Annotated in this window: 22 protein-coding genes and 1 pseudogene; 14 read left to right on the forward strand and 9 right to left on the reverse strand. The window is 57.4% G+C overall.

The genetic code is table 11. The features are described from left to right. Positions 1 to 183 precede the first annotated feature (183 nt). From ACN6NG_RS10755 to gspD, 10 genes are all read left to right on the forward strand, one after another. Positions 184 to 1,899 (forward strand): GspE/PulE family protein, encoded by a 1,716-nt coding sequence (locus tag ACN6NG_RS10755; RefSeq protein ID WP_474313931.1) that lies wholly within the window; start codon positions 184 to 186, stop codon positions 1,897 to 1,899. After that, on the forward strand, positions 1,892 to 3,094 hold the full coding sequence (gspF, locus tag ACN6NG_RS10760) for a type II secretion system inner membrane protein GspF (protein ID WP_474313932.1): 1,203 nt from the start codon (positions 1,892 to 1,894) through the stop codon (positions 3,092 to 3,094). The genes ACN6NG_RS10755 and gspF overlap by 8 nt, the downstream gene beginning before the upstream one ends. A 10-nt stretch (positions 3,095 to 3,104) precedes the next feature. Then, positions 3,105 to 3,524 carry a type II secretion system major pseudopilin GspG gene (gspG, locus tag ACN6NG_RS10765; protein ID WP_474313934.1) on the forward strand — a complete coding sequence of 140 codons (420 nt, stop codon included), beginning with the start codon at positions 3,105 to 3,107 and terminating at the stop codon, positions 3,522 to 3,524. After that, the gene (locus ACN6NG_RS10770) at positions 3,521 to 3,967 is read left to right on the forward strand and encodes a GspH/FimT family pseudopilin (protein ID WP_474313935.1); all 447 of its coding nucleotides are present in this window, start codon (positions 3,521 to 3,523) and stop codon (positions 3,965 to 3,967) included. Before gspG ends, ACN6NG_RS10770 begins: the two co-directional genes overlap by 4 nt. Continuing rightward, positions 3,964 to 4,326 (forward strand): type II secretion system protein, encoded by a 363-nt coding sequence (locus tag ACN6NG_RS10775; protein WP_474313937.1) that lies wholly within the window; start codon positions 3,964 to 3,966, stop codon positions 4,324 to 4,326. Before ACN6NG_RS10770 ends, ACN6NG_RS10775 begins: the two co-directional genes overlap by 4 nt. Beyond that, entirely contained in the window at positions 4,323 to 4,922 is a 600-nt protein-coding gene (locus ACN6NG_RS10780; RefSeq protein ID WP_474313939.1) for a prepilin-type N-terminal cleavage/methylation domain-containing protein, read from the forward strand. Before ACN6NG_RS10775 ends, ACN6NG_RS10780 begins: the two co-directional genes overlap by 4 nt. An 814-nt stretch (positions 4,923 to 5,736) precedes the next feature. Further along, positions 5,737 to 6,681 (forward strand): PilN domain-containing protein, encoded by a 945-nt coding sequence (locus tag ACN6NG_RS10785; RefSeq protein ID WP_474313940.1) that lies wholly within the window; start codon positions 5,737 to 5,739, stop codon positions 6,679 to 6,681. Further along, on the forward strand, positions 6,668 to 7,264 hold the full coding sequence (gene gspM / locus ACN6NG_RS10790) for a type II secretion system protein GspM (RefSeq protein ID WP_474313942.1): 597 nt from the start codon (positions 6,668 to 6,670) through the stop codon (positions 7,262 to 7,264). Before ACN6NG_RS10785 ends, gspM begins: the two co-directional genes overlap by 14 nt. Beyond that, entirely contained in the window at positions 7,261 to 7,773 is a 513-nt protein-coding gene (locus ACN6NG_RS10795; protein ID WP_474313944.1) for a type II secretion system protein N, read from the forward strand. The genes gspM and ACN6NG_RS10795 overlap by 4 nt, the downstream gene beginning before the upstream one ends. Then, a complete protein-coding gene (gspD, locus tag ACN6NG_RS10800; RefSeq protein ID WP_474313945.1) occupies positions 7,770 to 10,067 on the forward strand; it encodes a type II secretion system secretin GspD in 2,298 nt (765 codons plus the stop codon). Before ACN6NG_RS10795 ends, gspD begins: the two co-directional genes overlap by 4 nt. Positions 10,068 to 10,483: 416 nt before the next feature. Here gspD and ACN6NG_RS10805 read toward each other — a convergent pair whose 3' ends face one another. Together ACN6NG_RS10805 and ACN6NG_RS10810 are read right to left on the reverse strand one after the other, a co-directional pair. Continuing rightward, on the reverse strand, positions 10,484 to 11,890 hold the full coding sequence (locus tag ACN6NG_RS10805) for a tyrosine-type recombinase/integrase (protein WP_474313946.1): 1,407 nt from the start codon (positions 11,888 to 11,890) through the stop codon (positions 10,484 to 10,486). A 428-nt stretch (positions 11,891 to 12,318) separates the two neighbouring features. Next, positions 12,319 to 13,218, reverse strand: a complete 900-nt coding sequence (locus ACN6NG_RS10810; RefSeq protein ID WP_063426908.1) for an HNH endonuclease — start codon at positions 13,216 to 13,218, stop codon at positions 12,319 to 12,321. A 275-nt stretch (positions 13,219 to 13,493) separates the two neighbouring features. On the opposite strand from ACN6NG_RS10810, the pseudogene ACN6NG_RS10815 reads away from it, so the two are divergent. After that, positions 13,494 to 14,476, forward strand: a pseudogene (locus ACN6NG_RS10815) (IS5 family transposase). Positions 14,477 to 14,816: 340 nt separating this feature from the next. Here the strand turns inward: ACN6NG_RS10815 and ACN6NG_RS10820 are convergent. From ACN6NG_RS10820 to ACN6NG_RS10830, 3 genes are all read right to left on the reverse strand, one after another. Continuing rightward, entirely contained in the window at positions 14,817 to 15,080 is a 264-nt protein-coding gene (locus tag ACN6NG_RS10820; protein ID WP_003250694.1) for a DUF3077 domain-containing protein, read from the reverse strand. Between the two features lie 162 nt (positions 15,081 to 15,242). Continuing rightward, positions 15,243 to 15,485: a hypothetical protein gene (locus tag ACN6NG_RS10825; RefSeq protein ID WP_474313948.1), complete on the reverse strand. Its 243-nt coding sequence runs from the start codon at positions 15,483 to 15,485 to the stop codon at positions 15,243 to 15,245. Between the two features lie 481 nt (positions 15,486 to 15,966). After that, positions 15,967 to 16,146, reverse strand: a complete 180-nt coding sequence (locus tag ACN6NG_RS10830; protein WP_019471428.1) for a hypothetical protein — start codon at positions 16,144 to 16,146, stop codon at positions 15,967 to 15,969. 215 nt (positions 16,147 to 16,361) lie between these two features. On the opposite strand from ACN6NG_RS10830, the gene ACN6NG_RS10835 reads away from it, so the two are divergent. Further along, on the forward strand, positions 16,362 to 17,078 hold the full coding sequence (locus tag ACN6NG_RS10835) for a hypothetical protein (protein WP_063426903.1): 717 nt from the start codon (positions 16,362 to 16,364) through the stop codon (positions 17,076 to 17,078). A gap of 151 nt (positions 17,079 to 17,229) precedes the next feature. Here the strand turns inward: ACN6NG_RS10835 and ACN6NG_RS10840 are convergent, their stop codons facing one another. Together ACN6NG_RS10840 and ACN6NG_RS10845 are read right to left on the reverse strand one after the other, a co-directional pair. Further along, on the reverse strand, positions 17,230 to 18,393 hold the full coding sequence (locus ACN6NG_RS10840; RefSeq protein ID WP_138736239.1) for an AAA family ATPase: 1,164 nt from the start codon (positions 18,391 to 18,393) through the stop codon (positions 17,230 to 17,232). Positions 18,394 to 18,500: 107 nt separating this feature from the next. Continuing rightward, positions 18,501 to 19,328: a helix-turn-helix transcriptional regulator gene (locus tag ACN6NG_RS10845; RefSeq protein ID WP_474313949.1), complete on the reverse strand. Its 828-nt coding sequence runs from the start codon at positions 19,326 to 19,328 to the stop codon at positions 18,501 to 18,503. 429 nt (positions 19,329 to 19,757) lie between these two features. Between ACN6NG_RS10845 and ACN6NG_RS10850 the strand changes: the two genes are divergently transcribed. Next, positions 19,758 to 19,958 carry a DUF1737 domain-containing protein gene (locus tag ACN6NG_RS10850; RefSeq protein WP_063426897.1) on the forward strand — a complete coding sequence of 67 codons (201 nt, stop codon included), beginning with the start codon at positions 19,758 to 19,760 and terminating at the stop codon, positions 19,956 to 19,958. Here ACN6NG_RS10850 and ACN6NG_RS10855 read toward each other — a convergent pair. After that, a complete protein-coding gene (locus tag ACN6NG_RS10855; RefSeq protein ID WP_474313951.1) occupies positions 19,955 to 21,337 on the reverse strand; it encodes an aminotransferase-like domain-containing protein in 1,383 nt (460 codons plus the stop codon). The two genes, ACN6NG_RS10850 and ACN6NG_RS10855, sit on opposite strands and share 4 nt — an antisense overlap. Before the next feature lie 121 nt (positions 21,338 to 21,458). Between ACN6NG_RS10855 and ACN6NG_RS10860 the strand changes: the two genes are divergently transcribed. Beyond that, on the forward strand, positions 21,459 to 22,328 hold the full coding sequence (locus tag ACN6NG_RS10860) for a DMT family transporter (RefSeq protein WP_132841513.1): 870 nt from the start codon (positions 21,459 to 21,461) through the stop codon (positions 22,326 to 22,328). 305 nt (positions 22,329 to 22,633) lie between these two features. Here the strand turns inward: ACN6NG_RS10860 and ACN6NG_RS10865 are convergent, their stop codons facing one another. Beyond that, positions 22,634 to 25,693, reverse strand: coding sequence for an autotransporter domain-containing protein (locus tag ACN6NG_RS10865; RefSeq protein ID WP_474313953.1), 3,060 nt, complete (start codon positions 25,691 to 25,693; stop codon positions 22,634 to 22,636). Positions 25,694 to 25,836: the final 143 nt, after the last annotated feature.

The raw sequence follows: 25,836 nt of genomic DNA on the forward strand, positions 1-25,836 counted from the left end.
CTGGTAACCTTGCTCGGCGCTGGTCTGTATATGCCAGGTGCGAAAAACTTACTTATGCTTTCGGCGAGCGCTGTTGTGTCTTGCCGGGGGTTTCTTTTGACTATTTAAATATATGGCAGGGTGTGCCTTAGCCTGGGTTGGTGGCTATTGCTATATCCGATATTTGTAGGGTGAGTGCATCTTATGTTCGGAAACAACTCGCCCTTTAGCGTCCCTGTCCAGTCAGAAATTTGCAATTGGCTAGTCGAGAACGGTGCTTTGAAACCGTCCGATTTAAACCGTGCCCGTAAACTCTGTCAGGCTGAGGACGGGCATGAGCAGGAAGTGCTGCGAGCACTTCTGAGGCTCGGCAGTGTTAACGATGATGAAGCGTGTGACGCCTACGCCGCGCTGATGAAAGCACCGCGCCTCGCTCTCGCTGATGCGCTGTTGAGTGCCCAGGACATTCAGGTCGGCACTGAGCGTTTCATGCGGCACTACGGTGTCGCAGCCATCGGTCTGGATGAACATCGCTTGGTGGTCGCTGCCCGTCCTCCGTTGACTCGGTATTCACTAGGCGCGATGGCATACCTGAGTCGAAGAGAGGTGACTCCTGTCATTGCTACCTCCGGGGAGCTTGATGTTCTGCTCGATCAGGCATCTGGCGAGAGCCGCTCAGCGATGGGGGCTCTCGTCGAGTCCTTGGAACAGGATGATGTACATCACGATGACATTGAGCATCTAAAGGATCTCGCATCAGAAGCGCCGGTGATCCGGATTGTGAATCTGATCTTGCAGACAGCGGCGGAGCTTCGAGCATCCGATGTTCACGTGGAGCCTTTTGAAGACAGGCTACAAGTGCGTTATCGCGTGGACGGCCTTTTGGTTAACGGAGAGGCTCTTCCCGCGAGCCAGGCTGCAGCGATCATCTCTCGCCTCAAGATCCTTGCTCGTCAGGACATCGCAGAGCGACGTCTACCCCAAGATGGCCGAATCATGCTCCGCATACAGGGTCGCGAGCTCGACCTTCGGGTATCGACAGTGCCCACGAGTTTTGGAGAGTCCGTGGTCATGCGACTACTGGATCGGGAGACGATCAGTTTCGACTTCCCGACGCTGGGGATCGATGGACAGCGACTTGAGACCCTCCTTGGCTTGTTGGAACGACCGCATGGGATTTTGCTTGTCACAGGCCCTACTGGCTCGGGTAAAACCACGACTCTTTACACTGCGCTTTCTCGTCTCAATACCGCCGAGAAAAAGATAATCACGGTTGAAGATCCTGTTGAGTATCAGCTCGCAGGAATCAATCAGATACAAGTGAAACCGGCCATCGGGTTGAGCTTCCCCAGCGCTTTGCGCTCGATTGTTCGTCAAGACCCGGACGTGATCATGATTGGTGAGATGCGTGATTTGGAAACGTGCCGGATAGCTATTCAATCGTCGCTGACGGGTCACCTGGTTCTCTCGACACTGCACACGAACAGCGCTGCGGCAAGTATCACCAGGCTGCTGGATATGGGGGTTGAGCACTACCTCATCGCGTCGACGCTGCAGGGAATACTGGCACAGCGGTTGGTTCGCAAGTTGGATCCTGCAACTCGGATCGCCTTTGAAGCTCCGGACGAATTGATTGCGCAACACCGCCTTGACCTGCTCACAGATGCACGGCCAATTGTGCTGTATCGACCGGACGAGTCAGCTGCAGGTGGTGGTTATGTGGGGCGCAGCGCAATCACAGAGTTGCTCGTAATGAACGATGAGTTACGCACATTGTTGATGCGGCAAGCCGATGCCAGGGAGCTGGAAGATGCGGCTTCCAGGAACGGTCTCATCACGTTGTACCGTGATGGTCTTCGCCAGGCACTCGCGGGTATCACGTCTCTCGAGGAAGTCATGAGGGTCGCGCGCAATGACTGAGGCGAGGTCTTTTTCCTACAAGGTCTTGGATGCTGCTGGGAAAGAACACCGCGGCAATGTAGAGGCCGTGTCGGAGCAGTCCGCCGTCCAGCAGTTACAGGCCAGAGGCTTGTTGGTACTGCAGGTAGAGACTGGTCACAGGAGCGCTTTCACAGCTCGGACTAAAAAGCTGCTCTCCGGTGCTGTCTTGGTCACTTTTACTCAACAGCTGGCGACCCTCTTAGGCGCTGGGCAACCTCTTGAGCGCGCGCTCAATACCCTCGGCAATCAAGCAAATGAAAAACGTCGTGGATTAGTTAATCGAATACGCGAGCAGGTGAAAGAGGGTAAGCCGCTTTCAGAAGCACTGCGTGAAGAGGGGCAGTTCTCCCCACTCTACGTAAGCCTTATCCGCGCGGGTGAGGCCGGTGGAGCGCTTGAGACGGCGATGGAACAGCTTGCGGCCTACCTAGAGCGGTCACACAAGCTACGAGCCGAGGTCATCAACGCCCTCATTTATCCTGCATTTCTAGTCTTCGGAGTGGTCGGGGCGCTTGCCTTGCTTTTGGCATATGTAGTCCCCCAATTTGTTCCCATTTTTGCAGACTTGGGCGTCCCGATCCCCTGGATCACGCAAGCCATTCTAGGGCTCAGCGAACTGCTAAGCAGCTATGGACTGATCATGTTGATCGCGGTGGGGTTCGCGGTCTGGATGCTGGTGGCTGGACAAAGAACTGACGCTCGGCGCGTGCGCCAGGATCGATGGCTATTGCGGCTGAGAGTGATTGGCCCGCTGTCGCAAAAGCTAGAGGCGGCGCGCTTCGCTCGCACATTGGGCACGCTCTTGGAAAATGGGGTGCCGTTGCTTCAAGGGTTGATCATCGTTCGGCAAGCAACCTCCAACGTCGCGATCCGAGCCCTTTTGGAGCAGGCCACTGAGCACGTGAAGGGTGGAGGAACGCTAACCGAGGGGATTAGTGATCAGCGGTTACTTCCTGAACTGGCCGTCCAAATGATCGAAGTTGGTGAGCAATCCGGGAAGCTCAGTTCGATGCTTATCAAGGTCGCCGACACCTTTGATGTAGAAGCCAAGCGCGGGATCGACCGTATCTTGGCGGCATTGGTGCCCACTCTGACGGTCGTTATGGCTGGGATGGTGGCACTGATAATGCTCGCCATCATGCTGCCACTGATGAGCCTGACCAGTAATATCTGAGGAATAGTTGATGAAATCGCAAAAGAAAGCACGCCGTCAGGCTGGGTTTACGCTGCTCGAAATGCTTGCCGTTATTGTCTTGCTGGGGATTGTTGCCACGATCGTGGTACGGCAAGTCGGTGGTAACGTCGACAAAGGCAAGTTTGGTGCCGGCAAGGCACAGTTGGCCAGCTTGAGCATGAAGATCGAGAACTACACCCTTGATGTTGGCACCCCTCCTCAAACCCTGGAAGCACTGGTGAAAAAACCTGGTAGCGCCACTGGCTGGGTCGGGCCTTACGCGAAGAAATCGGATTTGAAGGATCCGTTCGGCCACGCATTTGGCTACAAATATCCTGGTGAGCACGGGAGCTTTGACCTGATTTTTTACGGTCAAGATGGCCAGGCTGGCGGTGACGGCTACAGGGCAGACGTGGGTAGTTGGGAGTGAGGTTGAACCGGTCGCGCTTTCGAAGTCGTGGTTTCACGCTTTTCGAAATGCTCGCGGTTGTTGCACTGATAGCAGCTGCGATGGTCGTACTGAGTATCGGTATAGGGCGATATCAGCACCGACTCGCTGAGGATAAAGCACTCACTGCCATGGTTCAGGCGCTGCGCGCTGCGAGAGTTCAAGCGATCGTTTCGGGCCAACCGGCCACGGCTCAGTTCGGCCTAATCGCGCGTTCAATCAAGGGGCCCGGACAACCAACGAGGCAGTGGCCTGAGGGTTGGCAGGTTCAGCTCAACACGGCTCAGGGATTGGGCGAAAGCTATCAGTTCTTTCCCGATGGCAGCGCGAGCGGCGGAAACTTGACCATCACTGGGCGCGGGCGCCATTGGCGGATTGATATCAATTGGCTTACGGGCGTAGTGCATCTCAGGAAGCTGCCATGAAGCGGCAGCGCGGCTTTACGCTGCTGGAGACACTTGCTGCCTTGGCCGTTCTCGCTATCTGCGCGACCACCATTATTGGTGGGGTGAGCCAGGGAGCGGCTAGCATGCGTCGCCTCGCTGTGAGCAACCAGCTAGATCAGGCAGGGAAGTCGTTGATGGATGCGCTGACCGCCAGCCCGCTGACCGTCGGCCGGCAGGATGGATACCTGAATGACATCAGGTGGTACAGCAACATCGCCCTCATCCCTTCAGCTCACACCACTCTAGAACTCTACCGCATCGACCTCACGCTGGAGGCGAGCAAGCGCAAGATTCGTTTGAGCACACTTCAAGCCCGAGTGGGTACTACCCGCAAATGAACCGCCAAGATGGTTTTACCTTGATTGAGATACTGATCGTCCTGAGCCTACTGACAGTGCTGCTGGTACTCGTTGGCACCCTCATCATTGGCGTAAATCGCAGTCTCGTGAAAGTCGAAGTTTTCGGCGCTCGGCTTGATGAGCTGAGAGCGGCTCAGCAGTACCTGCGTGGCTCGATTAGCCAGGCGTTACCTATCGCTGTCGCAGGGGATGGCCCTACTGTGCGTTTTGCTGGCGACACATCTTCGGTGGTTTTTTTCGCGCCGCTGCCAGATTCAGTAGGAGGAGGGCTTTTCCAGCAGCACATCAGCTTTAGCGATCAGCGCTTGGTGGCTAAGTTCGCACGCCTGCAGGTGGATGAGCTTCAAGCGGTTGGGGAATCCCAAGTACTCATCAAGGATGTCGAAAGTTTTAGTTTCAGTTTCCGCGGTACCTCCCCGCAGGGTAAGGACAGCGGATGGCAGGGCACGTGGCCGTGGCCTGAACGGCTGCCCAGAGAGGTTCGGATTGACGCACGTTTGGGAGGGCCGGTTTCGTGGGTGACCCAAAGTGTTCGTTTGCGTCTTGATCTCGGTAGCGGTTCGTTATCTCAATGACGCGGCAGAGGGGTATGGCGCTGCTTTTAGTGCTGGGCGTATTGGCAGTTCTAGCAACCTCGCTAGGGGTCATTGCGGGGACGGTACGACTTCATCAATTCCAGGCCAGGTACCAGATGCAGCAGACGCAAGCAGGTCTTGCCGCTGAGGCCGGTATCACACTCGCAGTCATGGGGCTTCAAGCGCTAGGGCCTGGCAATCCCTGGAAGAGCAACGGTGAGGTTCATCATCTGGAATTTGATGACTCGAGACTGTCCGTGAGCGTGAGAAGCGAGCGAGGCAAGCTCGACCTCAATAGTGCAAGCGCTGATGACATTAAGGGAGTTCTGATCGCCTGTGGATACGGGGGGCAACAAGCTCAACAGGTGGCTCAGTCATTAACTCGCAAGCGCGAGGATGCGCCACTGCGTACGCTTGAAGAATTCCGCGAATTCTCAAGGTTGTCGTACTCCCTGTTTGAGTGCGTTTCACCACTGATCACAGTGTGGTCAGGGGAAACGAGACCCGATGCCAGTCTTGCGAATCCAGTGCTACTGCGAGCTCTGGGAATCAGGCCGATGGACGCTGCCCCGGGGAATGAGGGGCGGGTTTTCACTATAACGAGCGAGGCCACCTTACGCGGTGGAGGGCATACCTCCTTGCAGGTCACTCTAATGCTTACGACTGAAACAGTGGGGGCAAAACCGTACCGCGTTTTGCGTTGGAAAGAATGAATACAACATTAAAGAATTGGATCGAACTGTCGGCTGTTCGTTGGAGGCTGGCAGTGGATAGATGGCGGCGGAGCTTGCTTCGGCGCTTAATGTGGGCGTGGATGCGAGAGTTGCATGGAATGCTTCCAGCTCGCGTTCAACAAACGCTTGCGTCCCGATCCAAGCACCAGATAGCTGTCTGGCCAGCGTTAGAAAACCTTGATCTTCGCCGGCCTGTGCATCTGCGATTACCACCCGACCATGTCATCGTCGAGCAACTCAAGCTACCGATTGCGGCAACTCGTAACTTGAGCAAAGTCTTGTCGTTTGAGATAGACCGCTACACGCCCTTCAGCCTCGACCAGGTTCAGTACGGCGCCCGAATCACGGGGCAGCACGGGGAGCAGGCGGCAGTGTTACTGGTGGCAATCAGCAATGACCGTTTGAATGAGATCGCGGAAGAGTGCCTGGTGAAAGGATTCGCACTCGGTTCGATCCGCGCCCTTGACCCATCCGGTGCGGTTCTGGACGTAGATCTTCTTCCACATGAGCAAAGGCCAAGACTCTCTTCCCATCAAGCCATGCACCTGGCACTCATTCCCTTAGCCGGGCTGCTGATAGTGGCTCTGTTGGCAATGTCTCTTCATAAGCACAGTGTCAAAGTCGAGCGCATGCAGCAGGAGGTGGCAAAACAGCGTCTGCGTGTGAAAGAACTCAACAAAGCACGGCAAGAACTGATCAACACGCAAGGCGCGGCGACTTACTTGGCGCGCTTGCGGATTGCCCAGCCCCCAGTGACCCATCTTCTGGCCGAGCTTACAACGTGTCTGGGCGACGACACCTGGCTTGAGCAGCTCGAGTTAACGGCCAGCGGAGAGCTGACGTTGAGCGGCCAAAGCCCTCGCTCAAGTGAGCTTATTTCCCGTGCACGCACATGTCGCCAACTCTCGCAGGTCGAGTTTCGGGGAGTTATTCAGCCTGATGCCAAGACAGGACATGACCGCTTTTCCTTGAGTGCCAAGATCAAGACGGGGGTGGACAATGCGTCGATCAATGAGCGTACGTGAACGGCGCCTTGCTTCGCTGATTGCTTTGATGCTGCTGATCTGGACACTCGGATCGGTGGTTCAAGCGTGGATACTCGCCCCGTTTCTCAGCTTGATCGAGGAGTCGGCCTCCTTGGAGCAGCAGCATCAACATTATGCTCGGGCTATATCTCAGGCGCCTGCATTGATGGCCTCCCTTGAGCAGGCCCGTAAAAATCCAATTAATCAAAAGAGCCTTCTGTCTGCACCTGACCCTGGTTCGGCTGCGGCCGAGCTAATGCAGTTGGCGGTCGATCGAGTCAACGCGCAGGCCTCTAACGGGCCTGGCTGCAGTGTCAGTCAGCGGATGCCAATCATTCCTGAGCAAGAGAAAGGTTTGGCTTACAGGCAGGTGAAGGTGAGCTTGACGCTTGATTGTGGGACAGAACCGCTAACGCGATTCTTTCAAGCGCTTGAGTACGGTCAACCTGCAATATTTATCGAGTCGCTCAGCATCAATCGACCCTCGTCGTCGCCCTCTGAAGGCCCAGGGAAGTTGAGGGTACAAGTACTGCTCCGCAGCTATCTTTCTGGGGCGGCGAGTGAGGAGGTGACTCTGGAATGAAGCTCGCACACACCAGATCACCCCTTCTTATCGGCAATGTTGTGCTCCTCTTGGCCTTGGTCTGGATGTCATTAGGAGATAACGCTGAAATCGAATGGCCCGTGGGTTCTATCCGTGAAATGCCAAAGGAAAAAGCTCCAGAACCGCTCCAGCCTCCGAAATCCAGCATGGAGCAAGTAGAGGTGGTGTGGCAGCGACCCCTTTTCAGTCCCAGTCGCACACCAGATGCAGCTCGTGCTTCAGCCGCACCGGATCAACTCGTCGGTTTAACTTTGACCGGCACGGCAGCATATGGGGAAGACCAGTGGGCGTTTTTGCGTCTGAAAGATGATCGTTCGATCAAGATAAAAGTAAACGACTCACTACAAGGCGGCTGGACACTGAGCCAAGTAACTCCCAATAGCGCCACTTTCAAGCGTAATGGCCAGACGCAAGTGATCTCAATCCCGGTTCGCCGCTTACCTGCGCCGTCGCCGCTTCTTAAACTTCCACTGCTACCCACACGATGAAAAAAACCTCACGATTAGCCCCTGCTTCAACCGCAATCCCGTTGCAAAATTCCTTACTATCACTGGGTGTAGCCATCGCGCTCGTTGGATGTGCGGGTATTCCCCATGAGCTAAAAAGTGACGAGGCGCTGATGCAGGAAGCGCTAACAGGCACTGATAACCGCCAAGCTGGCGTCGAAGCTGCTGTGCTGACGGAGTCAGTCAGGGCTGAGCCTCAGACAGTAAAGCCGACTACTAGAATCAAGGTTGGTACTCAACAGTTCGTGAGGCCTAAAAAATTGGGTAGGAGTGCTTCCGCGGTTGAGGATGGGGAGTTTATGTTCAACTTCACAAGTCAGCCCATCGACGCGGTCATCAACTCGATTATGGGTGATCTGCTACATGAAAGTTACAGCATTGCCCAAGGCGTAAAAGGTAGCGTGAGCTTCTCGACGTCTAAGCCGGTAAATAAAAAGCAAGCGTTGTCGATCTTGGAGACTCTTCTTTCCTGGACGGATAACGCAATGATCCATCAGGGGGGGCGATACGTCGTTCTTCCCGCAGCTCAAGCAGTCGCTGGAAAACTGGTGCCTGAAATGCCCGTGGCCCAGCCCTCTAACGGGCTGTCAGCGCGGCTTTACCCGCTCCAGTACATATCAGCAACCGAAATGCAAAAGCTGCTAAAACCTTTCGTACGAGAGAATGCTTTTCTGCTCGTTGATCCCTCTCGGAATGTGGTGAGTCTTGCTGGAACTCCCGACGAGCTTGCTAATTACCAGGATACCATTGACACGTTTGACGTGGATTGGCTGAAAGGTATGTCAATCGGAGTCTACGCACTCCAGCATGCATCCGTCGAAGAGCTGATGCCGCAATTGCAGAAGATTTTTGGGCCTGACAGTGGAATGCCACTGTCTAGTATGGTGAAATTTCTTCCCAATGAGCGAACCAACTCCATCGTAGCATTCTCTTCACAGCCTGCTTATTTGCAGGAGGTGGGGGACTGGATCAAGGCCATCGATGAAGGGGGAGATAATGTCCCTCAGTTGTACGTCTACGACGTTCGAAACATGAAGGCAACTGACCTGGCTCGCTACCTTAGACAGATTTATGGGACTGCTGCGGTCAGTGATGAGGGCCCGGCCAAAGTCGCGCCGGGATTACGTACGACCAACCTTTCAACGCTCAACGGAACGACGAGCGGAATTGGTAATGCAGCGGGTACAGCCTTGGGGAGCTCGACCGGGGAGATGATGGGGGCAAACCAAGGCGAAAGTGACGATCTAGAACCTTCCATGGAAGAAGAGGGCGGAGATGAAAGCTCATCCGATGCTACCGCGAACGGTCAGGATGGGCGATCACTGGAAGAGAGCGTGCGGATCACCGCACAGAAGAGCACCAACCAGCTCCTCGTTAGAACTCGACCCGCTCAATGGAAGGAGATCGAGTCCGCTATCAAGCGATTGGACAATCTTCCAATGCAGGTGCAAATTGAAACGCGCATCCTTGAAGTCAAGCTTACCGGTGATCTAGATCTCGGTGTTCAATGGTACTTGGGGCGGTTGGCTGGGAACTCAGGAGATCCTGCTGTAGCCAATGCACCAGGCGGACAAGGCGCACTGGGCGCCGGCGGAGTAGGCCTGGGAGCTGCCGACTCCTTATTTTACTCGTTTGTTAGCAACAACCTTCAAGTAGCGCTCAGAGCCCTTGAGACAAATGGAAAAACACAGGTGCTATCTGCGCCTTCGCTGGTGGTCATGAATAACCAGAAAGCACAGATTCAAGTGGGCGATAATATTCCGGTTAATCAGACAACTATCAACACAACGAATGCGGACACCACGCTGAGCAGTGTTGAATACGTTCAGACAGGCGTGATTTTGAATGTGGTTCCGAGAATTAATCCAGGCGGTCTGGTATATATGGATATCCAGCAGCAAGTGAGCGATGCTGATGTCACGGGCGTTACCGCTGCTCAACCTAACCCGCGTATTTCCACCCGATCCGTCTCAACACAAGTGGCGGTGCAGAATGGTCAAACGGTGCTCTTGGGCGGTTTGATTCAACAGAATAATGCTGAATCGACGTCTAGCGTGCCGGGCTTATCACGTATTCCTGGATTAAAATGGCTCTTCGGATCGACGTCGAAAAGCCGAGGTCGAACGGAGCTGATTGTTCTTATCACACCAAGAGTAGTAGTCAACGCCGATCAAGCCCGCCAGGTTACCGCCGCCTACCGCCAGCAGATGCAGTTGCTCAAGTATGCCCAATGCGGCAATTCGAAACCGGACTGCTCTGACCGAGCGACGCCTTGACTGACTTTCTCCGACAGGCAGTTTGCTATCCAAATTTGTCTATCGGAGAAGTGGTTGCCGATCACTGCGGAAGAATTTCGGGAGATTGACCAGTCCCACGCTTGAAAAAATCTTCGGCACTAGCGAGAGGGTGAATGTTTCTGACGTAAGATAGGGTCAGCGAACTGAATTGATATGTTCGTCCTTGGAGCTAGGCTTTTGATCAGTCCGATGGTTAGGCACTGAAGTGCTGCGCGGTCTATTTCGCTAATCCTAGCTCTTTGGCAATCTTAGATTCACCTCATGGGAAAAATTTAATCATACTAATTCAGGGTCGTGTAGCTGTAAGTCGCATAATGTATGTTCAGGTTTGTATTCGGCGGCTGGTGCAAATCCTGCGTGTTTTTGGCGTTCGTAAGCAAAAGTCTGGATTTTAACTATGCACATTTGATTTTATTTGCTGGAGTTGGAAGAATCGCTTCTATATGCGCTCCCAGTTTGTGCCATGCCTCTTTTTTCTCCTTGGCATAGTCATAATGAAGATAATGCCGGCGTACCTTTGAGCCTCCTAGCACATGATTCTGGCAGCGATCAATGATGTCCAGTGTCACTCCTAGCTCCTGCATCATGGTCGCTCCTGTACGACGCAGATCGTGTGGGGTCCATTCGCCCTTGTTACCTTGACTTAGAACCAGCGAATCGTCGTGATGGCGGCCAGATAGAGGCTTGCTGCGATTCTTGAAGCAGCATTGCCGGTCCCCGATCAGCTTGCTCACTGTTTTGGTGTCCACATGACTCCTTTCGTCCTTGCTGGGGAAGCAGAAGGGAGTGTGGCCGGTTTGTTCTCTAAGAAGTTTGAACTGGTTCAGCGCGAATGTTGAAAGGAACACATGGTGATCCTGCCGTTTACCCTTATGGCCTTTAGTGGCTTCAGCCGGGACGAACCAAGTGCCTCTCACCAGATCGACATGTCGCCATTCAGATTTCAAGAGTTCGCCAATTCGGCAGAGCGTGCTCAGGCAGATCCAGACCGCACATTGGACTCGGGAGTTCACGGGTCGGATGCCTGAATATTTTTGGCCAGCGGGGATGGCATTATAATCTTGTGCTAGACGAGAAAAAATCTGATGAAGTTCTCGGATTTCACCACTAGATAGAAGTCGATCGCGCTGCTCCTGATAGTCATGATCGAGTAATTTGTTTACGTCAATCAGATCTGCAGGATTTCCGTCGACCATCAAGGTGCGCCACGGTTTACGTTTCTCTGCCCACCGCAGCATCTGACTTATGTCCTTGCTGCGAATCACTACCGTTCGGTTTAGGCCGCGGGCTTTGATCGAGCGCAGTAGAGTAAGCAGATCTTTTTCTGTCAGGGTTCGAAGTGGCTTATCGCCAATACCGGGTAGCACGTCTTTGGAGAAGCTACGGCGCAGTTCTGCGTTGCCGTCCTGACGAGACACTCCGTCGCGCAGCCACGCTTCAAAGAGATCGGCAAATGTCTTGTTTTCTGCGGCCTGACGTTCGGCCTCAGCAATGGTTGCGGCAACTGCAGCTTGAGCCTCAATCTTAGATGCCTTTCGGGCGGTGGCGGGATCTATGCCTTTGTGGACACTCGCTTTCACTGCGTCTCGCTCAACTCGAATCTGCGCTAGCGATTTTTTTGGCCAACTGCCAAGTCGGTGGTCACGTTTGGCTCCACCCATCTTGAACTCAAAGCGGAACAAGGCTGTAACGCCGCGCACACCCGCACGAACTTTGGCAGTCAGACCACCCTCTTCGCGGAGCGTTTTGCCATCGTCGGCGGGGGTGAGTGCTTCGAGTTGCTTCACTGTAATCTTTGCCAATGTCTACCCCTAGCCAAGATCGATCACCTTGGAATTTTGCCCCACTTTTGCCCCACCGAATCGCCTGGCTAAGGGTGGAAGCTGGTGGACAGGAATAGATCATAATATAGTCCGTAGGCCCCGAATTTACTAGCTTGTATGCGATCTGTGACGAGCCACAGCATTCCATGGAAATACACTGGATAAGCGCATGGGGTGCAAGGGGTCGAGTGTTCGAATCACTCCGTCCCGACCATTATTGAAACGAAAAAGCCCAGTCGGAAACGACTGGGCTTTTTTGTTGGCGCCACATTGTGCTTTATGGAGAACGCATGCGGCCTCAACTCTCGTAGAGAGCGCTTGGCGGTTTTCTCATCCTCTGGAAACCGGCGGTTTTTCATGGAGCCTGGTCAAAAAACATTGGGCCTCTGCCTGAACTGAAGCCTTACTCAACCGAAGCTAAACCGTTCTCGATGCTTCGCAAGATACATCCGATTACCATCACTCAATCGGTTGATTGTTGTGAATTCGTCTAGCCGCAAAATATGACGTTCCGCTTTCTTCAGTTTGTCGCTAATAAGTAGTTCACCATTTTGCGAAAATGAGATCAGCCCCGAATCAAAAAGGCGATCGATGTGCGCAGCCAGAAGCAAGCCGTTATCAGTATCTAGGCGCTCAACGTTATTGGCTAGGCTCCATGCATGGATGTGAGAGGCAACCAGGAGATTTGGATTACCCAGACCGGTGAGGGCACACTTCCCATCCCAGCGACCTAGCAGCCCAGAGCGAAATGCCCCCTGACCGACCCTGGCTTCGATCAGCGCTGTTCTGGTTGTACTACTGACCTTTTGAGGTGAGCCTGAATCGATCAGGCTGTCCTCATAGTCGACTAGGATGCCAGCTTGCTCCAGCAAAAATTGACCTGCATCGGCAGGCAGTGAAGCCATGTAGATCTGGTTAATACCTTTCACACTGTTGAACAGGCGAGGCTGAGTCCGAGGGTCAAATTTTGCTATGTAGATCTCTGCAATCTCATCACTGCGAATTGGGCGTTTCAGCTCGCTGTAGCTGATGTCTACACGATGACCTTCGTTCTGCCATTCCTTGAAAGACGCTCGAGGAGGGCGTTCAGCTACGTAGGAATTGAACTGCGCGATCGCAATACCCCGAATGTAATTGTCGTGGTAGCAGAAAATTAGATCGCCGGTTCGGACTCTGGCGACGTTGTCCCAGTGAGTCCGGAATTGCTCAATTCCACGCTTTGATCGTGAGCTAAGTGGAGCCCATAGGAATTGACCGTTTTTGGCTTCCTTGTGGGTGGCTCCGAGGTTTACCCAGAAAAATTGCATCTCGCATCCTAAGTCCTGGCCTGTCGCCGGTGACTCTAGCGCGAGTGTCTATTGAGAGAAAGGAAATTTCCTACAGCGAATGGAGAAATGGTAGTCGCTCTATGCAGTCCATTGATTTGGGATCACTCGCGGTGTGGGGTGTGTATAGGGAAACATTCTTGGAGAATGTGCTATCGGATAATAGTGGCCTAGGGATTCTCCGATTAAGTCAGCACAGGCCGGCCTGACCTGTGCTGAAATAACCCTCCGTTCAGCTACCCCAACAAGCCTTGCCTATGAGCCAGATGAGCTTTTCCGATTTCGAGTACGCCGGTAAGCGCAAGCAAACCCGCCGTGAGCGTTTCCTGGCCGAGATGGAACAGGTTGTGCCGTGGAGTGGCTTAATGGCGCTGATTGAACCGCACTACCCAAAGGCGGGTGGCGGTCGCAAGCCGTATCCACTGGAAACCATGCTGCGTATTCACCTGCTGCAAAACTGGTTTTCGCTGAGCGACCCGGCCATGGAAGAAGCACTGTACGAAATCACTTCAAAGCGCCAGTTTGCTCGACTGACGCTCAGCGCGCCGATTCCCGAAGACACGACGATCATGAATTTCCGGCACCTGCTGGAGAAGCATCAGTTGGCGGCAGGGATTCTGGAAATCATCAACAACTACCTGCAAGACAAAGGCCTGTCGTTGCGTCAGGGCACCATTGTGGACGCCACCATCATCCAAGCGCCCAGCTCGACCAAGAACAAGGAAGGCAAGCGCGATCCAGAAATGCATCAGACAAAGAAAGGCAACCAGTACTTCTTCGGCATGAAGGCGCATATCGGCGCCGATGCGGAGTCGGGTCTGGTGCATCACGTCCACGGCACTGCCGCAAATGTGGCTGACGTGACGAAAGTCGCTCAGTTGTTGCATGGCGATGAAAACATCGTATGCGCCGATGCGGGCTACACCGGCCTGGAGAAAAGGCCAGAGCATGCGGGACGGCAAGTGATCTGGCAGATCGCAGCCCGCCGCAGTACCTACAAGCACCTGAGCAAACGCAGTGTGCTCTACAAAGCCAAACGTCAGATCGAGAAGGTCAAGGCACAGGCCCGGGCGAAAGTCGAACATCCCTTCCGTGTGATCAAGCGTCAGTTCGGTTATGTGAAAACCCGCTTCCGTGGCTTGGCCAAGAACACGGCACAGCTGACCACGCTGTTTGCGCTGTCGAATCTGTGGATGTGCGCCGCCATTTATTGGCTGTTGCGGGAGAGGTGCGCCCGTGAGAGCAGATAACCAAGGCGTTGCCTTGGTTATCCAATAATCAGCGGCTGAAAATCGGGCGTTTCGGCATCCCCAGGCCGCCTATTTCCGGCTGATGGGCAACTTGTTCGGAGTTTCCCTAGGTGTCCGCCTGGCCATGGTGTTGTCTCGGACGATAGGCAGAAGGGTGCCTTAGCACGGACGTTCGGCCTCGCGGTGCCAGGCGATGGCGCTCAGCCTCGACACGCTTCGAATTACCGGTAGTACGGCGCAACTGCTGATGCTTTAAGCGTTTGTGGCGCCTTCAGAAGGGTGGGTTTCGTTCCAGCTTCTGAAGGCAATTCTGGGGAGAGTCTTGGCGCTTTAGCGCATCATTCCAAGCTCAGCATCATCCATCAGTGCCTTGGCCAAGGCGCATAGGTAGTGGGATGCCCAGATCAGTTGTGGTTTGTCTTCCATCAAGCCATCCAAGGTCATATCCCGTGCATACCCCATCAGCTCCGATGCCTGTTCCCGCGCGCTCTGGCAAGGGATACCGGCTTCAATGCGAAACAGCGGATGGGTCTGGTTTTCACCTTGGTAGAAGGTTGTCTTGCCGACGGTGAACTTGGTTTCTTCTGTGGACATTGGTCAATCTCCCCGAAATCTCTAGTGCCTGGGCTGGCCTCTCGCCGGCAAGCCAGCTCCTACAAGTGCTGCATAGGCTTCACGATCTGCGACATGGCTCAGATCCATGTGGAGGCTCGGCTTGCAGGCGTTTGGGTGCCTGGGCAACACATCAATGAGGCTTCAGTGCGAAGTCCCAGGCTCAGGGGGCATCTGCACTTGGGCTATTGCGGACTCCAGTAAAGCCCGCAGGGTCTCCAGCTCATGCATTGAGGTCATCATCAAAATCGATGCTGGCGACTTGGGCTGTAGCAGCATTGCCTGATGCACGACAGTCGCAGCGCAAAGCGCGTAGTCCGAGGCTTCGATGAGGGTGTTTTCGAGGTAGAGAGTCTTGTGGGGTGGATCAGGAACTATCTTCAGCATGCTCACGCTCCAACAATGGTTGAGCTGCTATCCGCCCCGCTGTCAAACGGGAGGGTGGCAGCTGTACGCGGGTTGACAGACCGAGATCGTTGGCACTCGGCGCACACGAGGGTGCCCGCACGTACAGCCGCCATAAGCGTTTGCACACGGACAACAATCGACGGTCTGTCAAAACCGGTCGCTGAATTGGCAGCGACGGATCGAGACTAGGGCTGACTATTTCCATGTGCAACGAAAAACAGGCGCGAGGAGTATCTTTGGGAAACGGCCTACAAGGAAGGGGTTATTTCTGATTTTTCGACCCGCTGCCGTTCCTCAAGACGTCGATAGGAAACATGCGGGCAAAAGAAAGCCCGCCGAGGCGGGCTAAGTACTATCACGTAGGGATAGCTTGATACTGCCTAAGCCACTGTGAAAATTGGGTGAAAGAAAAGTCCCCAGAATGTGATCAACCAGTGACGTTAGCGGGGCCTCGCGCCCTTTACAGCTGGGCTTTCTGCCGCTGGTAGCGCTGAAAACGGGTAACAGCGATTTGGACGGCAGCTGCCACGAGGCACAGCAGACCGATTTTCCAGCTGCCCTCCAGGCCGTAATGCTCGGCGATTTTCCCAGTGAGGAGGACGCTAACGAAGATGGCGAAAGGCAGGATCAATTTGTTCATCGGGTCTTCCAGCAGGCTACAAATGGCTTGGGTGAGGATGCAGTTCACCCAGCGGAAATGACGCGATCTTAGCAAATCCGTTTGCGGCTTTGTGGTCACATCCGCAGCGGCTGCTCGGTCTGCTGTGTGTAGCGCGATAATGGCAAAGGGGCAGCATGGACTTCCGCCATTCGGCCCTCGAAACTGATCCACTCTCAACTCGACCAGGGCAGGTCATGAATAACCTGAAACGGACCACCTTTCTCATGCTACTGCTGGCAGTAGCCTCGTTAACCGCCTGCGTCCCCTGGAAACGCGAACGCGCCGCCTACGCGGACCTTTGCGAGTCCGAGTTCCAGTTCAAGGTGCCAGGGCCGCAGGGTGAGACCACGCTCTACCTGGAAACCTACCTCTACGACCACGCCGCTCTATGGGGCGAAAAGCCCTACAAGCAAGCCCTGTACGTGCAGTACCCGGGCGAGAAGTACTCGCAGCAGGAATTTTATGTGCAACTGGTCGCCTACAACAAAGACCGTCAGCGCCCGTCGACTGATTCCAAGCGTGGCGAGCCACCGATACCGGTGTTGTACGACAGCCGCCAGGCTTACATCACCTTTGAAGACGGTTCGCGCCTGAATGCACGGCCCCAGGTGTACGTGGGCGTCAACGAGACTTACGACTTTCCGTTGGTGAATGAGAAGACCGCTCGGCCATCGCCGTACGACATCAACAGCGATGAAGTGCACCGGATGATTCCCAAGATGACCAACAACAAGCGCTATGGCTCGGCGTATGTGATTTTCCAGACGGACAAGTTTGATGCGGACTCCAAATGGACGATTCATCTGGGGGCGCTGGATGTGCAGGGCCGCAAGGTGCAAATTCCGCCGCTGAAGCTCTGCTATCACCCTGTGAAGAAATGGATTGGGATTGAGCCGCTGATGAGGCCTTAAGGGTATCTCCGAAGTGGGCCGGGGTGGGGCCGGGCCTGAGGTCGGACAGCTATGGCCAATGGGGCCGCTTTGCGGCCCATCGCAGGCAAGCCAGCTCCTACAGGTACGGCGCATGCCTTGACAGTTGGGGCTCAGGCTTGGGCAGCCGTGGTCAGTCAACCCATCGCCACAGTGGCTCGTCCAGCAAACCGACCCCTCGCAACTGCGTTTGCCCGTGGTGCTTCTCAAGCTCCAGCACATTGCACCCGTCGCACGCGGTCAATGCGTCGATCAGCGGCTTGCTGTGCGACACCACCCACACCTGGCTACGTTGCGAGGCGCGGATGATCAGGCGGGCCAGCGCAGGTAGCAGGTCGGCATGCAGGCTGGTTTCCGGTTCGTTCAGCACCATCAGTGACGGCGGGCGGGGTGTCAGCAGCGCTGCCATCAGCAACAGGTACCTCAAGGTGCCATCCGACAATTCAGCACCCCCTAACGGGCGCAGCAGCCCATGCTGGTGTAGCCGCACGCTGAACAGCCCGCCCGGCGGTGCATCAATCGCCAGGCGGCTGCCGGGAAACGCGTCGTCCAGCGCCGCTACCAGGTCTTCGACATCACCTATCTCGATAATGGTCTGCAACGCCGAAGCGAGGTTGCGGCCGTCGTGATGCAGCACCGGCGACCGGGTACCCAGCTGTGGCTGTCGACAAGGCGCATCGCGGTCGATGCGAAAGTGGTCGTAGAACCGCCAGCTGTTGATGAAGGCGCGCAGCTCACCAATCTCCGGCGCCTGGCGGGGCCGGCCGACGATGTTGAAGAAGCTCTCGCCGCTGTCAGCATGCTGATCCAGCACTGCCCAGCCGTTGCCCTCGCGGGCCCGCACCATGGCGTTCTTGCGCTCGACCAGCAAGGAGGCGGGCCGATAGGCGCCAGCGCCCCAAATGGCTTCGCACTTTATCTCAGGGTCGAGCATGAACGCGGTCGGATACGGCAGGGGAATCGGCAGGCCGAGGGAGATGGCAAAACCGAAGTCCTGGGTGGCAAAGCCCAGGCGCAGGCGCCTGGCTTCGCTCGGGTGCTGGCCCTGGATGGGCACTTCGCCGCGCTTCATCCGTGCGCTGGTTGCCGGGCCGGCCCACCAAGTCGAATCCAGCCCGCCTTCACGGGCGAGGGCTTCGATCACGCCGCCCTGGGCGGTTTCGGCCAGCAGGCGCAGGGCCTTGTACAGGTTGGATTTGCCGCTGCCGTTGGCACCGGTCACCAGGTTGAGTTGGCCCAGCGGCAGTACCAGGTGGTTGATCGAGCGGTAGTTGCCGATGGCGAGGGTAGTGAGCATGCAGTGCTTTCCAGCGTGTACCAAGCGACCGATTGTGGCCGAAGCGGGGCTGCCTTGCCAGCTTCATCAGGTGTTCCGCGGCGTGCCTGCAAGGTCGCTGGCTGGCGTTAATGCACCTGGCCAGGCCACTTGCGCTGGGTAGCCAGCGCCAACAACTCACGCTGCCCCGAAATACCCAGCTTGCGGTACAGCCGCTTGATATACGTGGCCGCACTGGACAACTGAATGCCCATGCTTGCGCTGATGGCCTCTACCTCACAGCCGGCCAGCATCAGTTGCAGCAACTCCTGGTCACGCCGGGTCAGTTCCGGGTACAGGCTGACAACCCGCTCGCTGAGCAGTGCCGGCATTTCATTGGCTTCGAGATAGGCCCGGTAATGCAGGCGCGAGATTTGTACGATCAGCGGGGCGGCTGTTTCGAGGAAGTTGATTTCGGTGGTTGAAAAGCGGCCGTGTTCACGACCCCGATAAAAATTCACTGACAGCCAGCGGTTGCCCTCGCAATGGGTTAGCAGTGCGACGCGTTCGGGAATCTGCGGCAGCTCGTAGCAGATGCGTCGGTAGTCGCGGTGGGCGATGTCTTCGATGCCCTGGCGTTGCACCATGATGCGGTCGGCGGTCGACAGGGCAGGGCGCGCGGTCATCGCCTGTTGGTTGCCATCCATGCTGTAGAAGCGTTCGGCGTAGTTGCTGGAAATTCTGGGTAGCTCGATCATCCGCGCACGGTCGGCGAATGAAATGATTTGCGGGCTGCGGTTGGGGCTGTAGGCGAAGATGGTGCATTGGGCCAAGGGGACTTGGGCGCTGACCAGTTTCAGCATGTCGGCGGCCAGCAGCTTGCCGTGGCTTTCGCTTGTGCGCGAGAGCAGGGTGGCGATTTGCTCGATGGGGAGGCGGAAGTCGGTAGTGGAGGGGCGTAATGGCCAGAATTCCATGCTGTACTCCCTGGGGACAAGGCATGACTTATTGTTAGGCGGCCGCTGGGGGCTGTTGGGCAGGATAACCAAATTGGGAGCGAGGCGCTTGGCTTGGGCGCGCGTCCTGGGCTCAAATGTGTAAACCATGTCCCCGGTTTACGGTGTGAAGGGTCTCCGGTCATGCACTGCCCAGAATCTGACACGGTGTACGGCACCGGCTTCGCCGGTGTTCGCGGGTGAACCCGCTCCCACAGGTATTGTGCAGGCTTCGGGTTTACCCTTTACCTATGGGAGCGGCCTTGGCCGCGAACACCGGCGAAGCCGGTGCCATGCACCGCGCTGTCAGCATCAGGTCTGAGCAGGTTGGGAGTGGAAGGGCGTGTAGCCGTAGCCCGGCAGTTACCAGTACTCTTGGAGGACTCACCGACTTCTTCAAGGACCGAACAGATGACTCAACCACCGGATGGGCTGCCGATTTACCGGGTGCTGACTGGCCCCGATGACGCTTCGTTTTGTCATAAGGTCAGTGACGCCTTGAAGCTGGGATATCAACTCCATGGCGGACCTGCGCTCACGTTCAATGGCAAAGATGTGATCGTTGCGCAGGCGGTTACCTGGCCAGGGGCGCAGAATGGGGCCCGCGACTAAGCACTCAGGGCGCGTTTCAGCACTTCGTAGATTCTGGCGTCACCCGATTGCGCAACGTTGAAACGGAGAAAATCGCCCGCCGTCATCGACTGGCTAAACGCATTTCCGGGCGCCAGTACTACACCTTCATTCAAACAGGCCCTGGCCAGCGTTGCTGCATCCTTGCCTTGAGGCAGCTGGCACCAGAGGTACAGGCCTGCCTGGGGCATTATCCAGGGCTTGATACCGATGGCTCGAAGCTTGGTTGCCGTCTTGTCCATTGCCTCGGCTAGCCGAAGCCGCACACTCTCCATGTGCTTTCGGTAGCCGCTGTCGGTAATAGCGTGGTGGATGATGTCCGCAGCCAGGTGCCCACCCCCGAATGTGGTCGCAATCTTGAGGTCTACCAGGCTCTCGATCCATTCACCACGGGCAGCGATGTAGCCGCATCGCACCGAAGCTGAGATGGTTTTGGAAAAGCTGCCAATCTGGATGACGCGAGAGAGGCCATCAAAGGCAGATAGGCGTGGCGCGGGCGTAGTCTCGAAATCCCCGAAGATGTCGTCCTCGACGATCACCAGGCTAGAAGCGTCGGCCAGTTTTAGCAGCCTGTGCGCAGTGACCGGCGACAGGGTGGCCCCGGTGGGGTTGTGGATGCCGGAATTTGTTATGTACAACCGGGGCGCATGTTCGAGCAGGGCAGTGCCGAAGGCATCGATATCCGGGCCCGTCGCCGTGTAGGGTACGCCTACAATCTTTACCCTGTGTGCTTTCAACAGTGCGTGAAAGTTGAAATAGCAGGGGTCGTCCACCAGCACAGTGTCGCCCGGTTCCAGCAGAAATCGGCAAATCAGGTCGATGGCGTGCGTGCTGGATTCGGTGAGCATGATCTGTTCAAGAGCGGCTTCGGTGCCAATGCCAGCCAGCCGCCGCGACAAGAATTGCCGAAGGGGCGGGCTGCCAAGCGGTGATGCGTACTCCGCCAGTTTCTCTGTTTCAGAACGGGCAACAATTCGAAGCGCTTTACGCATGCCAGCTTCGTACATCCAGGAGGGAGGAAGCCACCCGCACCCTGGTTTCAACGCATCGCTGGCGGTTTCAAGCGACTGGCGGGAGATCCACAGCGGGTCGACAACACGATCCAGTTTGGGGCCGAGTTCGGTCAGTGCCAGTGGCGCCGCTGGCCCGGCTACGTAAAAGCCGGAGCCAGGGCGAGAGCTGAGCACACCTTCTGCCATTAACCGTTCATAGGCCTCAAGCACGGTAGAAACCGAAACTTTCATGGTCTGCGCCATGGCGCGGACGGAAGGAATTCTTGCGCCTGGTGCGTACGTTCGAGCGGCTATCCTGGACTGGATTTCAGCCATGACAGTGTGAATTCGCGTGCCGTTGCGTGTCATCGCACCCTCAACTGTGCTGGATTCATATGCATAACAGTTCGGTTTAACTGTATTGGATTGTACGTGGCCTTGCGCAGCCTGTCAGTGATGTACTGAGCCTTGGCTTATCGAGGATGTACCGATGGAAAAATCAACAAGCGGGTGGATCAACGGCTTCATAGGCGTCGCGATCTTTGCGGGATCGTTGCCGGCAACCCGTGTGGCAGTGGCGGCCTTCGAACCTACGTTTCTGACCTGTGCCAGGGCTACCATTGCCGCTCTGTTGGGTGCGCTTTTTTTGATCGTGCTACGCCAGCCTCGACCATCACGGGGTGATTTGTCGTCACTGGCTTTGACAGCGCTTGGGGTTGTTATCGGCTTCCCGCTGCTGACGGCACTGGCCCTGCAACATGTCACTTCTGCTCATTCCATTGTTTTTGTCGGGCTGCTGCCGCTCTGCACCGCAGGGTTTGCCGTACTGCGGGGCGGTGAACGGCCTCGGCCACTGTTCTGGTTGTTTTCGATGGCAGGTGCGGGGCTGGTGGTTGGCTATGCGTTGATAAATGGGGGAGAGGCGTCGGCAGTGGGCGACCTGCTGATGATGGCTGCGGTCGTTGTGTGTGGATTGGGGTATGCGGAAGGGGCGCGTCTGTCGCGCACGTTGGGTGGTTGGCAGGTGATCAGTTGGGCATTGCTGCTGGCGTTGCCGTTCATGCTGCTGCTGACGATCGCTAATTTCCCAGCGCCTGATGCCTTCGCCAAGGTCAGCGCCCCTGCGTGGTTCAGCTTTGGCTACGTTTCACTGTTCAGCATGCTGATCGGGTTTGTGTTCTGGTATCGAGGGCTGGTTCAGGGAGGCATTGCGGCGGTGGGGCAATTGCAACTGGTTCAGCCGTTCATGGGGCTTGGGCTGGCAGCGTTGCTTTTGCATGAGCACGTCAGCTGGATGATGCTTGTGGTGACGCTGGGGGCTGTGATCTGTGTGGCCGGGGCCAAGAAATATGCCCGGTAGATGAAGGTTGCAGGTGTTCGTCTTGGTAGTTGCAGCGCCTGTGAGATCGAGCGCCGCCCGCGCGGCGCATCGCGAGCTGCGCTCGCTCCTACGTTTGTTTCGAGCCAATTTTTCCTGGGGCATTTGCGCGCGTACGCCTCGGCGCATGGCGCGATATCGCGTCGTACAAACAAGGCGGTCGCGCGCCCCTGCCTCAGGCGTTACTGGCCCGAAACAAACGTAGGAGCGAGCGCAGCTCGCGATGCGCCGCGCGGGCGGCGCTCGGTCTCACAGGCGCTGCAAATCTACAGCCCTACCAATGCGCATCAGAACCGAACCGTAACCCCCGCATTCACCGAGTGGAAGCGTGCGTCCGAACCAAACTGCCCCTGATACGACAGCCCCACCTCGGTCTGGCGATTCAGCTGCACTTTCGCACCCACTTCGGTCATTGCCACGTTGCGCGTCTGGGCGATGCCCTGCACCGCGAAGTCCGGGCCACCGGCGAAGGCCTGGGTGCTGCTCGGGTCCAGGTCGCCGTAGGCGCGGCGCCAGCCCAGCGAGCCGTAGAACTGGGTGTCGTGGTCAGCCACGCGGGTGCGGGTTGAAGCGCGCATGCCCACGGTCGAGAACCAGGTGTCCTGCTTTTCACTGGCCACGTCCAGGGCCGCCGCACCGCCTTTTTCGTGGAAGCTGTCGGCGTCGTACTTCACGTAGGCCACGCCCACGAACGGCTCCAGCGCCACCGCACCCAGGCCGATGCGGTAAGCCGCTTCGCCACTGGCCTGCAACGTGTTGGCGTCGCGCTTGCCTTTCAGGTGGTCGTCGAACCCGGCAAAGGCCACGTTGCGTTTGCTGTCCAGCTTGTGCCAGGTGTAGCCGACGTCTGCGCTCAGGCGCAGGGCATCGAGCTGGGCGCCGGTGTACAGGCCCAGGTGGTAGTTGTCGCTGTGGCCCTTGGCATCGCGGTCGTCGGCATCGAACTTGGTGCGGCTGTAGCCACCATAAACACCGGCGCGCCAGTCCGGGTTGATGCTGCCGTCGGCGCCAATCAGCACACCGCCGGTTCTCTGGTGCAGGCCGCCAGCGCCGTTGTTGCCGTCCAGCTTCGACCAGTTGCCGAAGGTTTGCGCCCAGGCGCCGCCCTGCGCTTCAGGGGTGGTTGGCATGAGGTTCGATGCACCCAGCGGCATGCGCACGCTCGTGCTGTCGAACAGGCTGCGCAGGCGGGTGCCCAGCACGCCGGAAACCACCTGGCTGTTGGCGATAAGCGCGGTGCCGGTGCTGGCGTGGTAGTCACCGGAGAGCTGGTCGATGGCATTGCGCGCGCTGTCGGCATCCAGCACCAGCAGGTTGTTGTACAGGCGCAGCGGGTCGCCGCTTTGCTGCAGCACGCTCAGTGCGCCTGCGGTGTGCCACTGGTTTTCGGTTTGCGCCACGGTCTGGAAGATGCCGGGGGTGCCAGGCCCGCCCGTTTCTGGCTGCTGCACCGGGGGGAGTACGGGCGGCTGTACGGGCGGCTGTACGGGCGGCTCGACCGGGGGCTGTACCGGTGGTTGTACAGGCGGCTCGACAGGTGGTTCCACCGGAGGCGTCACCGGTGGTTCTACGGGCGGTTCCACGGGTGGTTCAACAGGTGGTTCAACCGGTGGCTCAACAGGGGGAGTGGTCTTCTGCGCGATGGTCAGGTTCAGTTCGTTGGCCGTGCGCTGCAGGCTGACGTTGAGAAACGCCGAGTTGGTGAAGGCCTGGGCATAGGCCGTGCCGGCAGCCGCACCGTCCACGACACCGCCCTGGGCGGCCAGCAGCGTGTAGGTTTGCCCGGTCTGGTAGCTTTGCGCGTCGTTGAGTGTGGTGACATCGACCCGCGTGCCACGCAGGGTCGCGGTGCCGCTGACGTTTACGCGGTCGGCGCCGCCATTGCCGGCGATGTCTGCGGCGTAGCGCGAGCCGTCGGCCATGTCCAGGTCGCCCTTGATCGACAGGGTGCCCAGCGCGCCTTCACCCGGCGAGAGGGTACCGCCCGAGGCCACATGGGTGGTGCCGACCTGGCCGTTACCGGCCAGCACGCCACCGGCCAGCACCTGGGCGCGGTTGCTGTAGTTGCCCGAGGCGTCGGTGTGGCCCACGGTGCCGTTGACCACCAGGGTGCCATTGCCGACGCTCAGCAGCGAGGTGCCGCGCGGGTTGGTCTGGTCGACATCGCCGGCCAGCACAAGGCGCCCGCCGCGCACCACCGTGCTGCCGGACATCCCGGTCAGGTCGCCGCTCAGGGTGGTGTTGCCGCTGAAGGCGTAAACGCGGCCCGCACCGCTGATGCTGTTGCTCAGTTGCAAGTTGCTGTCTGTGTGGTTGAACGCCAGCGCTCCGCTACCGGCGCCGAAGCGGATTGCCGTTTGCGGGTCCAGGCGGCCGGCGGCCTGTGCGGCGCTGGCCGTGAGGGCGTCGATATCGGTGCGGCTGTCGTCCCGTACAACCCCGCCCCCGATGCTGAGGGTACCGCGTGCGGCCGAGTTGATGCTGGTCAGCACGCTGATGTCGATGCCTTTGGTACTGCTCAGCTCGGCGCCATTGCCCAATACCAGGTTGGTGCTCGAAGTGGTGGTGCCCAAGGTCAGTGCGCGGGTGGCCAGGCGCGTGCCTTCGCCGGACACGCTCACCACGGTGTTGCGGTTGAGGTTGGCCGAGCCCAGCTCCATTGAGTCACTGGTCAGCACCGCACCGTTGCTCAGGCTGAGGTCGTTGCGGTTGCGGAAGGTGCCGGTGTTGTCCCAGCGGGTGTTGGCGCCTGACAAGTCGCTGATCGAGTTGATGGCCACACGTTCGCTGGCAAGCTGCCCACCATCGCGCAGGGTAATGCGCGAGTCGTAAAGGAATACGCCGCCAGAAGTCACGTTGACAGCATCCACCTTCGCACCCTGGCCACTGACCAGCAGGTTCGCCCGGGACAGGGCATTGCCGGCGTTGCCGTTGTCGCTGAGCTGCAGGTCGCGCACCGATACCTGGCCGCCGTCGAGCACGTTGAGCGTGCCCTGGCCGGCGCCGCCGACCACGATGGTGTTACCCAGCACGGCAGTGGTACGGGGCACCACCCAGCGCGTACCAGGGCCCTGGACCGTGACAGTCGCCATGGCCGTACTGGCTTCGTTGTTGGTGAGCGAGCCACCGATCCGCCCACCCTTGCTGGTGAGTTCGGCGCCGTTGTTGATGGTCAGGCTGGCGGGCACGCCGTTGCCGGGGCGCAGCGACACCGTGCCATCGTAGGCGCGGTCACTGCTGAAGGTGTCCTCGCCACTGTCGAGGCTGTAGTCAGCTGCTTGAGCGCTCGGCAGCAGGGCGAGGCTGATCGCGAACGTCAGCGGGGATAGCCGGAAAAGGGGATTCATAGCGACTCCAGATACTCCATTAGATGCCACGCAAGTGGCTGCCAGCCCTCAGGGCAATGGCGTTCCATATGTGCAACGGATTAACGCTGGGAGTATCGGCAAGCCCTTGCCGCGCTGAGAATAGTACGCATGTGCTAGGGGCT

Source organism: Pseudomonas sp. TSO6 (assembly GCF_056098905.1).

Excerpts from the sequence above, each read along its gene's own strand:
- ACN6NG_RS10850 (WP_063426897.1), top strand. The coding sequence starts at position 19,758 with ATGACTCAACCACCGGATGGGCTGCCGATTTACCGGGTGCTGACTGGC.
- ACN6NG_RS10845 (WP_474313949.1), bottom strand. The coding sequence starts at position 19,328 with ATGGAATTCTGGCCATTACGCCCCTCCACTACCGACTTCCGCCTCCCC.
- gspF (WP_474313932.1), top strand. The coding sequence starts at position 1,892 with ATGACTGAGGCGAGGTCTTTTTCCTACAAGGTCTTGGATGCTGCTGGG.
- ACN6NG_RS10810 (WP_063426908.1), bottom strand. The coding sequence starts at position 13,218 with ATGCAATTTTTCTGGGTAAACCTCGGAGCCACCCACAAGGAAGCCAAA.
- ACN6NG_RS10865 (WP_474313953.1), bottom strand. The coding sequence starts at position 25,693 with ATGAATCCCCTTTTCCGGCTATCCCCGCTGACGTTCGCGATCAGCCTC.
- gspM (WP_474313942.1), top strand. The coding sequence starts at position 6,668 with ATGAGCGTACGTGAACGGCGCCTTGCTTCGCTGATTGCTTTGATGCTG.
- ACN6NG_RS10775 (WP_474313937.1), top strand. The coding sequence starts at position 3,964 with ATGAAGCGGCAGCGCGGCTTTACGCTGCTGGAGACACTTGCTGCCTTG.
- ACN6NG_RS10820 (WP_003250694.1), bottom strand. The coding sequence starts at position 15,080 with ATGTCCACAGAAGAAACCAAGTTCACCGTCGGCAAGACAACCTTCTAC.
- gspG (WP_474313934.1), top strand. The coding sequence starts at position 3,105 with ATGAAATCGCAAAAGAAAGCACGCCGTCAGGCTGGGTTTACGCTGCTC.
- ACN6NG_RS10840 (WP_138736239.1), bottom strand. The coding sequence starts at position 18,393 with ATGCTCACTACCCTCGCCATCGGCAACTACCGCTCGATCAACCACCTG.
- ACN6NG_RS10785 (WP_474313940.1), top strand. The coding sequence starts at position 5,737 with ATGCGAGAGTTGCATGGAATGCTTCCAGCTCGCGTTCAACAAACGCTT.
- ACN6NG_RS10795 (WP_474313944.1), top strand. The coding sequence starts at position 7,261 with ATGAAGCTCGCACACACCAGATCACCCCTTCTTATCGGCAATGTTGTG.
- ACN6NG_RS10825 (WP_474313948.1), bottom strand. The coding sequence starts at position 15,485 with ATGCTGAAGATAGTTCCTGATCCACCCCACAAGACTCTCTACCTCGAA.
- ACN6NG_RS10755 (WP_474313931.1), top strand. The coding sequence starts at position 184 with ATGTTCGGAAACAACTCGCCCTTTAGCGTCCCTGTCCAGTCAGAAATT.
- ACN6NG_RS10835 (WP_063426903.1), top strand. The coding sequence starts at position 16,362 with ATGAATAACCTGAAACGGACCACCTTTCTCATGCTACTGCTGGCAGTA.
- ACN6NG_RS10860 (WP_132841513.1), top strand. The coding sequence starts at position 21,459 with ATGGAAAAATCAACAAGCGGGTGGATCAACGGCTTCATAGGCGTCGCG.
- ACN6NG_RS10830 (WP_019471428.1), bottom strand. The coding sequence starts at position 16,146 with ATGAACAAATTGATCCTGCCTTTCGCCATCTTCGTTAGCGTCCTCCTC.
- ACN6NG_RS10855 (WP_474313951.1), bottom strand. The coding sequence starts at position 21,337 with ATGACACGCAACGGCACGCGAATTCACACTGTCATGGCTGAAATCCAG.
- ACN6NG_RS10780 (WP_474313939.1), top strand. The coding sequence starts at position 4,323 with ATGAACCGCCAAGATGGTTTTACCTTGATTGAGATACTGATCGTCCTG.
- gspD (WP_474313945.1), top strand. The coding sequence starts at position 7,770 with ATGAAAAAAACCTCACGATTAGCCCCTGCTTCAACCGCAATCCCGTTG.